The following is a 13,738-nucleotide window of genomic DNA, read 5'->3' on the forward strand; positions in this document are numbered from 1 at the left end:
GCGCGGGGTGGGGGGCGTCAGCGCAGGCGGAACGCCTTCATCGCCTTGAGGCTGCGGGTCATGAAGGCGGCGTACTTCTCGTCGTCCATCCCGAAGGACGGGGCGAGCGGGATCAGCCGCTGCTGGGCGACGGTCTGGGCCTCGGTGTACTTGAGGATGCCCTCGGAGCCGTGGCGGCGGCCGAGACCGGAGTCCTTCATGCCGCCCATCGGGGACTGCACGCTGCCGTAGGCGGGGGCGTACCCCTCGTTGATGTTGACCGTGCCGGTGCGCAGCCGGGCGGCGACGCGGTGGCCGCGCCTGGAGTCCTTGGTCCAGACGCTCGAATTGAGGCCGTACGGGGTGGCGTTGGCCAGCTCCACGACCTCGTCCTCGTCGCGGAAGCGGTAGACCGAGACGACCGGGCCGAAGGTCTCCTCGGTGCACACGGCCATGGGCGCCTCGACGCCGTCCAGGATCGTCGGCTCGTAGAAGAGCGGGCCGATGTCCGGGCGGGCGACCCCGCCGGCGACCAGCCTGGCGCCCTTCTCGACGGCCTCGGCGACATGCCTGCTGACGGTCTCCAGCTGCCGTTCCCCGACCAGCGAACCCATGTCGGCGCCGTAGGCGAGGGCGCTGCCGAGCCGCATCGCCTTCGTCCGGGCGGCGAACCGCTCCACGAAGTCGTCGGCCACCGACTCGTGGACGTACAGCCGCTCGATGGAGATGCAGAGCTGGCCGGCCGAGGAGAAGCAGGCCCGGACGGCACCGGCCGCGGCCTTCTCCACGTCGGCGTCGGCCAGGACCAGCATGGCGTTCTTGCCGCCGAGCTCCAGCGAGACGCCGACGAGCCGGGCCGCCGCGCCCTGGGCGACCTCGCGGCCGGTGCGGGTGGAGCCGGTGAACGAGACGTAGTCGGCGTGCTTGACGACCTCCGGGCCGACGACCGGTCCGTCACCGAGGACGACCTGGAAGACCTCCGCCGGGAGCCCCGCCTCGATCAGCAGGTCGCGCGCCCACAGGGCGGTGAGCGCGGTCTCGGTGTCGGGCTTCATCACGACGGCGTTGCCGGAGACGAAGGCGGGCAGCGCGTCGCCGACGGACAGCTCCAGCGGGTAGTTCCAGGGGGCGATCTGACCGACGACGCCGCGCGGCTGACGGAGCTCGGTGACCTTGGTGAGCGCGGGCACGACCCCGGTGTGCCGCTTCGGCTTCAGATACGCGGCGGCCCTGCGGCCGTAGTGGCGGGCGGCGACGGCGACCGCCTGGACCTCCTCGTGGGCGTGGAGGCGGGCCTTGCCGGTCTCCAGCTGGATGAGGTCGAGGATCTCGGACTGGCGGTCCATGAGCAGGTCGTGGAAGCGCAGGAGCACCGCGGCCCTGGCCCGGACCGGCAGGGCGGCCCAGGCGGGCTGGGCGGCGCGGGCGTGCGCGAAGGCGGTGGCCACGTCCTCGGGGGTGGACTCCGGCAGGTCGGCCAGCTTCTCGCCGGTGAACGGCGTGTGGTTGGCGGTGCGGCCGGAGCCGGTCACGCCGCGCGTCAGCCGGGCGACCACCTCGGGCGTCACGACATCGGCGGCCGTGCGCACGCCCGCGGGGGCGGCGGCCACGGGGTTGGTGCCGGCCGTGGCGGCGGGGGACGTGGGGGCAGCCTGCGAGTCCGTCATGAGGGCGAGAGTACGTCGGCGGGAAGCCTTTGGGTACCCGTGGGTAACACCTTTTCACCGTCTCTCCCGGAGACCCGCCACACCCCCGCCGACTCAGCCAGTGATCACTGGCGGCATAAGCCCTGATCAGGGGCTATCGCCCGGGCGGGCTACTGCTCGGCCGGGGGGCGCCAGCTGCGGAGGATCGCGTTGAAGCGGTCGCGGGTCTCGTCCCAGTCGTCCGCCGGGCCCGTCATGTAGAGGGCGTACTCCGGACCGGCCTCCTTCGCGAAGTACATCTGGTCGATCGCGTGCCGCGCCTCGCCGTTCTTCTCGGTCCAGGTGAACTCCCAGACGGACCCGGGGAAGTCGCGGTACAGGTTGGAGTTCAGCTCGATCCGCCGGTACTCCGGCAGCCGCTGGGAGAGCGTCTTCTCCAGCTCCACCATGTGGTCGTAGGAGTTGTCGAAGTCGGGGGCCGGGTCGCTGCTGACCCGGAAGTAGTGCACGCCGCCGTCGGGGGTGTAGTCGATGTTGTTCTCGGTGACCACGCGCTTCCAGCCCTCCGGCAGCAGGACGCTGAACCCGGACGGATCCACGACGCGCCGCCAGCCGTCCGGCACGTCCTGCGTCACGGTGCCCGAAGCACTCGGCGAGGGCGTGGGCTTGGGCGTGGGCTTCGGCGTGACCGGCCCCGGGGTGCGGGAGCCGTGCGCGGACGTCCCGCCGTCCGTGGTCCCGGCCGCCTCCGTGCGGTGCGCGTACAGCATCGCGGCGATCCCCGCACCGCTGCCGAGCACCGCGGCCAGGGCGATGACCAGGACCCGGGTGCGCCAACGGCTGCGGCGGGCGGCCGGGGCGGGGGCCGGGGCCGGACCGGGCTGGGCGACGGGCCCGGGGTGGGGCAGCACCGCGGTGCCCCCGCGCAGCATCTCCTCGGAGACCTGCTGCGTCGGGACGAACGCCTGGGCGGCCCGGGGCACTCGGCCCTCCATGGCTTCCAGGAGCATCCGCTCGGTCTCCGCCGCCGACGGACGGTCCTCCGGCTCCTTGCGCAGCAGCGCGGTGATCACGGGGGCGAGGGCCCCGGCCCGCGCGGGCGGCGGCGGTTCCTCGGTGACGACGGCCTGCATGGTGGATATGGGGGACGTCCGGCGGAACGGTGAGCGGCCCTCGACGGCCGTGTACAGCGTGGCGCCCAGGGACCAGAGGTCGGAGGCGGGCCCGGGGTCGCCGCCGCGCACCCGCTCTGGCGCCAGATAGTCGATGGAGCCGACGAGTTCACCGGTCCTGGTGATGGTGGAGTCGCCCTCGATCGCGGCGATCCCGAAGTCGGTGAGCAGGACCCGGCCGTCCCGGGCGAGCAGCACGTTGCCCGGCTTCACGTCCCGGTGCAGCACCCCGGCCCCGTGCGCGGCGCGCAGTGCGCCCAGCACGTGCAGCCCGATGCGGGCGGCCTCGCGGGCCTCGATCTCGCCGCCGGACTCCTTCGCCCGGTCGGCGAGCGACGGCCCGTCCACGTACTGCATGACGATCCACGGCCGGTTGTCGTACTCGACCACGTCGTGGACGGTGACCACGCCGGGGTGGGTGATCCGGGCGGCCGCGCGCGCCTCCTTCTGCGTGCGCTGGTGCAGCACGATCCGGTCCGACTCGGCGACGTAAAGACCGGCGGTCAGCTCCTTGACGGCGACCGTGCGGTGCAGCACCTCGTCGTGGGCCCGCCACACCTTGCCCATGCCGCCGCGTCCGAGGACGTCGCCCAGCCGGTACCTCCCGGCCAGCAACAGCCCCGCTTCCGTGCCCTGTGCTCGATCCACTTGTGTCCCCCGTTGCTTCGGAGGACAGGTTACGGAGCCGACGCGCGGGCACGGAACCTCGCATCGCCCACGAGACCGCACTGTGATGCGAATCCCGTCCGTCAGCCCGTCACGCGGTAGGAGACGCTCGCCTGTTGGTAGATCTCGGTGACCCGGTCGCGCTCATCCTCGGGGCCGATGACCTGGAGGATGTGGTACCGCCCGCCGACGAGCATGACGAGGTTGCGGACGTACACCTCGCGGCCGTTGGCGTCCTGCCAGGTGAACTGCCCCTCGGCCATGGCCTGTCGGCCGACGTCCGTGCGCCGCAGCCCGCTCGCCGAGGACCAGCTGGAGTCCCGGAACGGCTTCAGCTCCGGTTCCTTGTCCCGCTGGTAGTCGAGCGGATCGCTGCCGTTGGCCTTGGCGGTGTCGCGGCCGGGGACGATGAGCACACTGAACCCGTCGCTGCCGTAGCGGATCTGACGCTCCGCGTTGGCAGGGCTGCGCTGCCAGCCCTTGGGCAGCCCGACCTCGAAGCCCTCGGCGTCCTTGCGCAGGGTGTAGCCGGGCGCGAGCGCGGCGGCGGACCGGCTGGTCTGCGGCTTCTGCGCCCCGGACGACGCGGGCGCGGACGGCTTCCCGGAGGCGCCGGACGGCGGCTCGGGCGTCGTGGAAGCGGGCGGTGCGGACGCGGTACGGGAGGGGGCGGCGCCGGTCCCCTTGCCGTCCTCCTCGTCCGACTTGGGCATGAACAGCACCGCGTACGCGATCGCCGCGACGAGCGCCAGCATGATGAGGACGAGCAGGGTCCGGCCGAGGCGGCGCGGCTGGTCGCCCTGGCGCAGCGCGCGGGGTTCCCGGGGCGCGCGCGGCTCACGGGGCTCGCGGGGCGGCTTCAGGCGTGGCTCGCGGTGGGTGACGGCGGTGCGGTCCACGGCGTCCCGGTTCTGCCGGTGCCGCGCGTGCGTCCCTCCGCCGCGCCGGGAGCGCCGCTTGCGGACGAGCTCGCCGCGCCTGCGGACGACGGGGAGCCGCGTCGCGTCCTCGGCGGGCAGCGGCACGACGTCGAACCCGGCCTCCGGCTCCGGTGCCGACCGTACGAGGGAGCGCAGCCAGCCGCTCAGCTCCTCCACGTCCGGCCGTTCGGTGGGGTCCTGCCGCAGCAGCGACTCCACGACCGGGCGCAGCGGCCCGCACTCCTCGGCGAACGCGGGCGGTTCGCCGCACACCATCTGGACCAGCTCGGCCGCGCTGTCCTCGGGGTAGGGCGCGTGCCCCTGGACGGCACGGAAGAGCAGCGCGCCGAGGGCCCACAGGTCGGTGGCGGGCCCGACGGGCGGCGCCAGCTGCCAGTTGCCGTGGACGGGTCCGGCCTGCTCGGGCGCCCAGCGCTCGGTGACCGCGCCGACCACCGCGATCCGCGCCTGCCGGGCCCGCTCGGCGGCGAGCGCGGTGGCGGGCCCGCGGTAACCGGCCGCGCCGGGGGCGTCGGGGACGTCGGCGTCCTCGTCGTCCCAGCGGCCGGAGGCGGCATCGGGGCCGTACGGGGCCCGGCCGGGCGTCTCACGGCCGTACGCCTCCCGGTCCGGCGGGGGCGTGCCGCGGCGGGCGGCGTCGGCGCGGAGCGCGTCCTCGCGGGAGCCGCCCGCGGGCACGGGGCGCCCGGCGGCGGGCCCGTCGTCCCAGGTGCCGGTGAGGTGGAGGCGGCGGGGCGGCGGGCCCTCGTCCTCGTCCTCGTCGTCGTCCTCGTCGTCGTAGGGGAGGGCGGCGTACGGCCCCGGCGCGTCCGGGCCCCGCACCCAGCCACCGGGCAGCTGCGGCAGCTCGGGGCGAGGGCGCGGCGGGGTGCCGGGGCGCGGCCCGTCCCCGTCGTCGTACGCCTCGTCGTACGCGTCGTCCCGTGCCGGGGGCAGCGCGCTCCAGGGCCCGGATTCCTCGTCGTACGCGTCGTACGCGTCGTCCCCGGGGCCGCCCGGCGCACCGGGACCGGACGGTGCGGTGTCCCGCGCCCAGTCGTCCCGGTCCGGCGGCGCGTCCCGGCGGGCGGCGGCCCGGGTGCCCGCGCGATACGCGGCGATGGCACCGGCCCGGGCGCGCGCCGCGCTGTCCGCCCCGGCGGCGGGCAGGGGCAGCCCGGCGGGCGGCACCTGCCGGGGCGCGGGGCCGTCGGCCGGGTCCTCGGCGGAGCCCCCGGACGGGCCCTCCTCGGAGCCGTACGGGCGGGCGGGCCCTATCGCCGCCGGGCCCCGGGAGGCGGGCAGCAGACCGGTGGGTGGCACATAAGGGCCGCTGGGGCCGGTCTCGACGGCGGGCCCGCCGAAGCCCTCCTCGTCCGGCTCGTCGTCGTCGGGGCGCGGCACCGGGCTGTAGCCGCACAGCGCCTCCTCGGCCGCCCCGGCGGCGAGGCCGGTGAGGACGACGCGTCCGTCGTCGCAGACGAGCACCGTGCGCACGGTGATGTTGCGGTGGGTCCAGCCGTGCGCGTGCAGCACGCGCAGCGCGGTCAGCACGTCGGAGCCGATCTCGGCGGCCCGGTACGGATTCAGCGGGCGCTCCGCGAGCAGCGCCGCGAGCGGGCGGGACGCGACGAGTTCGCTCACTATCCAGAGCGAGCCCTCCTCCGCGAACACGTCGAAGACCTGGTCCAGGCGCGGGTGGTCGGGGACCTGGGCCGCCGCCTGGGCGGCCTCGATGGCGCGCCGCACGGCCGGGTCGGCGGGCCGCCGGGCGGTGCGCGGCGCGGCGGTCGTGCGCCCGTCGCCCTCCACGAACTCCGCGTCCACGACCTCGGGCAACGGCACCTGACGGACCAGCACCTCCTGCCCGCTGTACGTGTCGAAGGCCCGCGTCTCCACGAGTTCGTACGCGTCGGACGGAGGCAGCGGAAGGCGGTAGCGGTCGGCGAGCACCCGACCCGCGTAGTCGTCCACGACGCCTCCCCAGAGCGCGCTGTCCCCCGGTCACGGAGACCGCGCCGAATCGGTCAATCACAGTCGCTTGCGGTGCAATTGACTGCGTGTTTCGGCTGCGTACGGTCTCCGGGCTCTCACCATACGTGGCAAGCGGCGGGCGCGCGGCAGGGTCGGCGCAACCAGCCGCCCGGCCGCGCCGAATCCCGCCGCCGCCCGGCTCAGTCGACCGGCTCGAAGGAGGCGAACGCCGCCTTCCGCAGCTCCCGGCACTCCTTGCCGTTCCACTCGTCGGCCTTGCAGCTGATCATGATCGCGTAGCCGTGGTCGCCGTCCACCTTGAAGCCCCGGTTGAGCACCCGGACCCGCTGCCCCTGCTGCGTACGCTCGAACTGCCAGTCGGCGACGGTCGGATAGCCGTTGTACGACACCTTCTTGATGCCCAGGTGGCGGTAACCGGTGCTGGTGGCGGCGACTCCGCCCCGGGCGGAGTTCCAGGAGGCGGCGGCGTCGTTGCCGGGCGAGGAGGTGTAGTCGACCTGGAGTCGGGGGAAGCCGCCGCCCGCGTTGTAGATCGCACCGGCGCCCTGGCCGGAGGTGGTGTCGAAGCGGAAGCCCTTGGGCATCGCGATCGAGAAGTGGAACCGCTTGTTGGTCACCGTGCGGTAGCCCTCGGGCACGGCGTCCTCGGCCTTGCCGCCCTTCTTCCCGTCCCCGCCCTGCTCACCGGAGTCGTCGTCCTGGCCCTTGCCCTTGTCCTCGCCGGGGTCCTGCTCCTCGCCGCTGTCGCCCTGAGCGGCGTCGGACGAGCCGGACGGGGCGTCGGCGCTCGGCGCCCCGGCGGGGGCGGAGGCACCGGTGGTGTTCTGGCCGGAGTCGTCGGGCTTGCCGTCGCCGCCGTTGAGCGTGAGCGCCAGCACGGTGCCGAGGACCGCGAGCACGATGACGGCCGCGATGATCGCGAGGGTGCGGCGCGGGACCACGTCCGTGAGGGACGCCCGGGGAGGGGTGACCGGCGAGGAGGCCGGGCGCTGCGGAGGCACGGCCCCGGAGGGGGACGCGGCGCCGGGCGCCGAGGTCGGCCGGGCCGGGACGGGCGGTGCGGTGACGGGGGCGGCGGCCGCGCCGGTGGCGGGCGCCTTGGCGTTGCGCACGGAGCGCAGCGCGCCGCGCAGCCGGTCCCGGGCGCCCTCGCCCGCCTCGGCGTCGGCGACGCCCTTGGGCAGCGCCATGACCTGCGTGGCGTCGGCTGGGGCCGGGGCGGGGCGCTCCGGCTGCTCGAAGGATTTGATGACGTCGTTGAGCAGGGCGCGCGCCCCGGCGTCGTCCAGCCGCTGTTCGGGGTCCCGGGTGAGCAGCCCGTAGATGACCTCCTCCAGCGGGCCCGCGTTCTTCGGCGGGTCCAGCGGCTCGGTCATGACGGCGGTCAGGGTCGCGATGGCGGAACCCTTGTCGTACGGCGGGGAGCCCTCGACGCTCGCGTAGAGCAGGCCGCCGAGCGACCACAGGTCGGCGGGCGGTCCCGGCTTGTGGCCGCGCGCCCGCTCCGGCGAGATGTAGGAGGGGGCGCCGACGAGCATGCCGGTGGAGGTGACCGACGGGTCGCCCTCGACCTGGGCGATGCCGAAGTCGGTCAGCACGACCCGGCCGTCCTCGGCGATCAGCACGTTGGACGGCTTCACGTCGCGGTGCAGGATGCCCTCGCGGTGCGCGGAGCGCAGCACGTCGAGGAGGGCGAGGCCGATCTCGGCGGCCCGCTTCGGCTCCAGGACACCGTCCTCGCGGACCGCCTCGGCCAGCGACTTGCCCTCGATGAGCTCCATGACGATCCACGGCCGGTCGTCCTCGTCCACCACGTCGTAGACCGTGACCGCGCCGTTGTTCCGGATGCGCGCGATCGCCTTGGCCTCGCGCAATGTACGCGTGATCAGGCGGCGCTTCTCGTCCTCTTCGATGGCCGACGGGAACCGCAGTTCCTTGACCGCGACCGTACGGCCCAGGGTCTCGTCAACGGCACGCCAGACCGTGCCCATACCGCCCCGGCCGAGCACCTCCCCGAGCCGGTACCGCCCCGCCAGGAGACGTCCGTCCGTGTCCCCTTGGGGCTCCCGTGCCTGCTCCGCCTCCGACATGCGTCCCCTCTGCGATCAACCCGCCCTGGCAGAGCGTCCATTGTCCCTCACCCCGGGACCGGCCCGGGTCCCGGGTCCTGGTGCGGCTTCCGGCGCGCCGGAACCGGGGGCTCCGGGAGGTGGAGTTCCGCCCGGAGCCGGGCTGAGGCGGCGTCACAGCAGCGGCACGATGTCCGGTGCCCCCAGCCGCGCCGCGTCCGCCGTCAGGTCGTCCGGCTGGCGCTGCGACTCGCGTTCCGCCTCCACCCGCTTCTCGTAGTGCTCGGTCTCCCGGTCGATCCGCCCGGCGTCCCAGCCGAGGACGGGTGCCATCAGTTCGGCGCAGAGCCTGGCGGAGCGGGTGCCCCGGTCGAAGGTCTCGATGGAGATCCGGGTGCGCCGGGTCAGCACGTCGTCCAGATGGCGCGCGCCCTCGTGCGAGGCGGCGTACACGATCTCGGCCTTCAGATAGTCGTCGGCGGCCGGCAGCGGATCGCCCAGCGCCGGGTCGGCGACGATCAGTTCGAGGATCTCCTCGGTCATCGAGCCGTACCGGTTGAGCAGGTGCTCCACCCGGGCGACGTGGAGGCCGGTGCGGGCGGCGATCCTGGCGCGCGCGTTCCACAGGGCGCGGTAGCCCTCGGCACCCAGCAGCGGGACGTCCTCGGTGACGCAGTCGGCGACCCGCTGGTCGAGGCCGTGCACCGCCTCGTCCACGGCGTCCTTCGCCATCACCCGGTACGTCGTGTACTTGCCGCCCGCGACGACGACGAGGCCCGGCACCGGGTGGGCGACGGTGTGCTCGCGCGACAGCTTGCTGGTGGCGTCCGACTCACCGGCCAGCAGGGGCCGCAGGCCCGCGTACACACCTTCGACGTCGTCCCTGGTCAGGGGCGTCGACAGGACCGCGTTCACATGCTCGAGGAGGTAGTCGATGTCGGCGCTGGAGGCGGCCGGGTGCGCCTTGTCCAGGTCCCAGTCGGTGTCCGTGGTGCCGACGATCCAGTGCCGGCCCCAGGGGATGACGAAGAGCACGGACTTCTCGGTGCGCAGGATCAGGCCGGTCGAGGAGTGGATGCGGTCCTTGGGGACGACCAGGTGGATGCCCTTGGAGGCCCGTACGTGGAACTGGCCGCGCTCCCCGATCAGCGACTGGGTGTCGTCCGTCCAGACCCCGGTCGCGTTGACCACCTGTTTGGCCCTGACCTCGTACTCGCCGCCCGCCTCGACGTCCTCCACGCGGGCGCCGACGACGCGCTCGCCCTCCCGGAGGAAGCCGGTCACCCGCGCCCGGTTCGCCACGTGGGCGCCGTACGCGGAGGCGGTGCGCACCAGCGTGGCGACATAGCGGGCGTCGTCCATCTGGGCGTCGTAGTACTGCAGGGCCCCCACCAGGGCGTCCCGCTTCAGGGCCGGGGCGACGCGCAGGGCCCGGCGGCGCGAGAGGTGGCGGTGCACGGGCAGGCCCCGGCCGTGCCCGGAGGAGACCGACATCGCGTCGTACAGCGCGACGCCGGAACCGGCGTACAGCCGCTCCCAGCCCTTGTGCTGCAAGGGGTAGAGGAAGGGCACCGGCTTCACCAGATGCGGGGCGAGCCGTTCCAGGAGCAGTCCGCGCTCCTTCAGCGCCTCCCTGACCAGGGCGAAGTCGAGCATCTCCAGATAGCGCAGGCCGCCGTGAATCAGCTTGCTCGACCTGCTCGACGTGCCGGACGCCCAGTCGCGCGCCTCGACCAGACCGGTCGAGAGCCCTCTGGTGACCGCGTCCAGCGCCGTCCCGGCGCCGACCACACCCGCTCCCACGACGAGCACGTCCAGTTCGCGCTCGGCCATGGCGGCGAGCGCCTCGGCGCGCTCCGCGGGTCCCAGTGTCGCTGTCCTCACCGCTGCCTCCCGGTTGCTCGGGGTCCGGCACGGAACGCGGCCCCGACCATGCGTTCGGCGCCCGTGCCCACAGATCGATTCTGTCCGCGCCGCGCGAGTTCAGCCACCGCCTGTGGACAACACCCCGGCGACAAGGGCCACACAATGCGACATGTCGGTCATATTTACGCCTAACCTGACATAGCGCTGTCCACAGCGGTTGCGCTTTCAGCCTCCTGGTCTTAAGGGAAGGACGGCCCACCCAGTGCCTGCAGACCTCGCCGTCATCGGACTCGGTCACCTCGGCCTGCCCCTGGCCCAGACCGCCGTCCACGCCGGTATCCAGACCATCGGCTACGACACCGATCCCCGGGCCTTCGCGGAGGTCGCGGCGGGCCGTGCGCCGGTCGAGGGATCGCTGCCGGCGTCCGACATCCGCCGCATGCTCTCGCTGGGCTTCCGGCCCACCACCGACCAGGCCGAGCTGGGCCGGGTCCGCACCGCCGTGATCTGCGCGCCGACCCCGCTCGGCCCCGACCGCACCCTGGACCTGAGCGCCGTCGCCGACGCGGCTCGCGCCCTGGCCGCCCGGCTGCGCCCGCACACCACCGTGCTCCTGGAATCGGCCGTGCCCCCCGGCACCACGGAGGACTTCCTGCTCCCCATCCTGGAGGAGGGCTCGGGCCTGCGCGGCGGGCGCGACTTCCACCTCGCGCACTCCCCCAGCCGGCTCGACCCGGGAAACCGCAGCCACGTCTACGCCAACACGCCCAAGGTCATCGGCGGCCTCACCCCCGCCTGCACCGAATCCGCCGCCGCCTTCTACGGCCGCCTCACCGACAAGGTGGTCCGGGCCCGGGGCACCCGCGAGGCCGAGATGACGAAGGTGCTGGAGACCAACTTCCGGTACGTCAACATCGCCCTGGTCAACGAGATGGCGGTGCTCTGCCACGATCTGGGTGTCGACCTCTGGGACGTCATCCGGTGCGCCGAGACCAAGCCCTTCGGCTTCCAGCCCTTCCGCCCCGGCCCCGGCGTCGGCGGTCACGGCGCCCCGGTCGACCCGGGCCACCTCCCGTACCACCACCGCACCCCCGGCCCCCCGCTGCGGATGGTCTCGCTGGCGCAGGAGATCAACGAGCGGATGCCGCAGTACGTGATCCAGCGCTGCGCCACCCTCCTCAACGAGCACGGGAAGGCGGTGCGCGGCGCCAGAATTCTTCTGCTGGGCGTCACCTACAAGCCGGACCTCGCCGACCAGGAGGCGTCGCCCGCCCGCGAGATCGCCACCCGGCTGATGGACATGGGCGCCCAGATCGGCTTCCACGACCCGCACGTCCTGGACTGGCGCGTCCGCCAACTCCCCGTCCCCCGCGCCGATTCGCTCTACGAGGCGGCCGCGGGCGCGGACCTCACGGTGCTGCTCCAGCACCACCGTACGTACGACCTCCAGGGCCTCGCCGTGAAGGCGCAACTCCTTCTGGACACCCGTGGCGCGACCCCCGCCGGAGCCGCCCACCGGCTCTGATGACGGGCCCTCAGCCCAGTTCCCCCAAGGATTCCGGTGGGCCGATGTCGGAACCGGCTGCTAGCCTGCGGCGTCATTCCTCGCACACAGTTGCGCAGACGTCCCCAGGGGGAGAACCCAGCATGAGCCAGTCCGTACCACCGCCGAACCAGCCCTACGGCGGCCAGCCCCAGGGTGGCAACCCGTTCGGCGGCCAGCAGCCCGGCGCCCCGTTCGGCGGCGGCCCCGCCCCGTTCACCCCGGCCCCGCCGGCCCGTAACAACATCGCGCTCGGCCTCGGCGCGGGCGTGGTCGCGGCCGTCGTCGGTGCGCTCGTCTACGGCCTCATCCTGGGCAACTTCGAGCACGAGATCGGCTACCTCGCCATCGGCGTCGGCTTCCTCGTCGGCTTCGCCGCGAGCAAGCTCGGCGGCGGCAACCCCGCCGTGACCGTCGTCAGCGTCCTGCTCTCCATCGGCGCCGTGTACATCGGTCAGCTCGCGGGCATCTCGATCGCGCTCTCGGACCTCGCGCACGAGTCGGCGACCAGCATCTTCTTCGACCACTTCGGCGCCCTCACGGACGCGTACAGCGAGGCGGCCGACTTCAAGACGTACCTCTTCCTGGCCCTCGGCGCCGTCGGCGCCGTCGCCGGTGCGAAGAAGGGCGCGTAACGAAGACCCGGAGGGCCCGGACCGCGGCTGCGGTCCGGGCCCTCCGGCGTGCGTACGGGGAGACTCAGCGGCGGTGCTGGGAGTCCGCGACCGTCACCTCGACGCGCTGGAACTCCTTGAGGTCGCTGTAGCCCGTGGTGGCCATCGCGCGGCGCAGCGCGCCGAAGATGTTCATCGAGCCGTCCGGGGTGTGCGAGGGACCGGTCAGGACCTCCTCGGTCGTCCCGACCGAGCCCAGGTCCACCAGCTTCCCGCGCGGCACGTCCTCGTGGACGGCCTCCATGCCCCAGTGCCGGCCGCGGCCCGGCGCGTCCGTCGCGCGGGCCAGCGGGGAGCCCATCATCACGGCGTCCGCGCCGCAGGCGATGGCCTTCGGCAGGTCGCCGGACCAGCCGACACCGCCGTCCGCGATGACGTGCACGTAACGGCCGCCGGACTCGTCCATGTAGTCGCGGCGGGCACCGGCCACGTCCGCGACGGCGGTCGCCATCGGGACCTGGATGCCGAACACGTTGCGCGTGGTGTGCGCGGCGCCGCCGCCGAAGCCGACGAGGACACCGGCCGCGCCGGTCCGCATCAGGTGCAGGGCGGCCGTGTACGTGGCGCAGCCGCCGACGATCACCGGGACGTCCAGCTCGTAGATGAACTGCTTCAGGTTCAGCGGCTCGGCCGCGCCCGAGACGTGCTCGGCGGAGACCGTGGTGCCGCGGATGACGAAGATGTCCACGCCCGCGTCGACCACGGCCTTGGAGAACTGCGCGGTGCGCTGCGGGGAGAGCGCGGCGGCGGTGACGACGCCGGAGTCGCGCACCTCCTTGATGCGCTGCCCGATCAGCTCTTCCTGGATCGGCGCGGAGTAGATCTCCTGGAGGCGGCGGGTCGCGGTCTCGACGGGCATCTCGGCGATCTCGTCGAGCAGCGGCTGCGGGTCCTCGTGCCGCGTCCACAGCCCTTCCAGGTTGAGGACGCCGAGGCCGCCGAGCTCGCCGATGCGGATGGCGTGCTGCGGGGACACCACGGAGTCCATGGGGGCGGCCAGGAACGGCAGCTCGAAGCGGTAGGCGTCGATCTGCCAGGCGATCGAGACCTCCTTCGGGTCGCGGGTCCGGCGGCTCGGGACGACGGCGATGTCGTCGAATGCGTATGCCCGGCGGCCGCGCTTGCCGCGCCCGATCTCGATCTCAGTCACGATGATGTGGCCTTTCCCTCTGCGTCTGCGCTGTCCAGTATCCCCGACACGCGCCGGA

Annotated in this window: 8 protein-coding genes; 2 read left to right on the plus strand and 6 right to left on the minus strand. The window is 73.7% G+C overall.

The features are described from left to right. Positions 1-17 precede the first annotated feature (17 nt). The 5 genes from AB0L33_RS07010 to AB0L33_RS07030 form a co-directional block, all read right to left on the minus strand. On the minus strand, positions 18-1,646 hold the full coding sequence (locus AB0L33_RS07010; RefSeq protein WP_365678456.1) for a succinic semialdehyde dehydrogenase: 1,629 nt from the start codon (positions 1,644-1,646) through the stop codon (positions 18-20). A gap of 149 nt (positions 1,647-1,795) precedes the next feature. Next, on the minus strand, positions 1,796-3,445 hold the full coding sequence (locus AB0L33_RS07015; protein ID WP_365678458.1) for a serine/threonine-protein kinase: 1,650 nt from the start codon (positions 3,443-3,445) through the stop codon (positions 1,796-1,798). A 101-nt stretch (positions 3,446-3,546) separates the two neighbouring features. Beyond that, complete coding sequence (locus AB0L33_RS07020) at positions 3,547-6,357, minus strand: protein kinase (protein ID WP_365678460.1); 2,811 nt, start codon at positions 6,355-6,357, stop codon at positions 3,547-3,549. Between the two features lie 200 nt (positions 6,358-6,557). Further along, positions 6,558-8,468 carry a serine/threonine-protein kinase gene (locus tag AB0L33_RS07025; RefSeq protein WP_365678462.1) on the minus strand — a complete coding sequence of 637 codons (1,911 nt, stop codon included), beginning with the start codon at positions 8,466-8,468 and terminating at the stop codon, positions 6,558-6,560. A 153-nt stretch (positions 8,469-8,621) separates the two neighbouring features. Next, positions 8,622-10,331: a glycerol-3-phosphate dehydrogenase/oxidase gene (locus tag AB0L33_RS07030; RefSeq protein WP_365678464.1), complete on the minus strand. Its 1,710-nt coding sequence runs from the start codon at positions 10,329-10,331 to the stop codon at positions 8,622-8,624. 244 nt (positions 10,332-10,575) lie between these two features. On the opposite strand from AB0L33_RS07030, the gene AB0L33_RS07035 reads away from it, so the two are divergent. Together AB0L33_RS07035 and AB0L33_RS07040 are read left to right on the plus strand one after the other, a co-directional pair. After that, positions 10,576-11,838: a nucleotide sugar dehydrogenase gene (locus AB0L33_RS07035; RefSeq protein ID WP_365678466.1), complete on the plus strand. Its 1,263-nt coding sequence runs from the start codon at positions 10,576-10,578 to the stop codon at positions 11,836-11,838. Positions 11,839-11,960: 122 nt separating this feature from the next. Then, a complete protein-coding gene (locus tag AB0L33_RS07040; RefSeq protein WP_365678468.1) occupies positions 11,961-12,491 on the plus strand; it encodes a hypothetical protein in 531 nt (176 codons plus the stop codon). A 64-nt stretch (positions 12,492-12,555) separates the two neighbouring features. On the opposite strand, the gene AB0L33_RS07045 is transcribed toward AB0L33_RS07040, so the two are convergent. Next, positions 12,556-13,680 carry a GuaB3 family IMP dehydrogenase-related protein gene (locus AB0L33_RS07045; protein ID WP_018101158.1) on the minus strand — a complete coding sequence of 375 codons (1,125 nt, stop codon included), beginning with the start codon at positions 13,678-13,680 and terminating at the stop codon, positions 12,556-12,558. Positions 13,681-13,738: the final 58 nt, after the last annotated feature.

The organism is Streptomyces sp. NPDC052299 (assembly GCF_040679335.1).
GTDB lineage: Bacteria > Actinomycetota > Actinomycetes > Streptomycetales > Streptomycetaceae > Streptomyces.

What these genes read in the sequence shown, in the direction of transcription:
- AB0L33_RS07010 (WP_365678456.1), bottom strand. Translation starts at nt 1,646, where the DNA reads ATGACGGACTCGCAGGCTGCCCCCACGTCCCCCGCCGCCACGGCCGGC.
- AB0L33_RS07025 (WP_365678462.1), bottom strand. Translation starts at nt 8,468, where the DNA reads ATGTCGGAGGCGGAGCAGGCACGGGAGCCCCAAGGGGACACGGACGGA.
- AB0L33_RS07040 (WP_365678468.1), top strand. Translation starts at nt 11,961, where the DNA reads ATGAGCCAGTCCGTACCACCGCCGAACCAGCCCTACGGCGGCCAGCCC.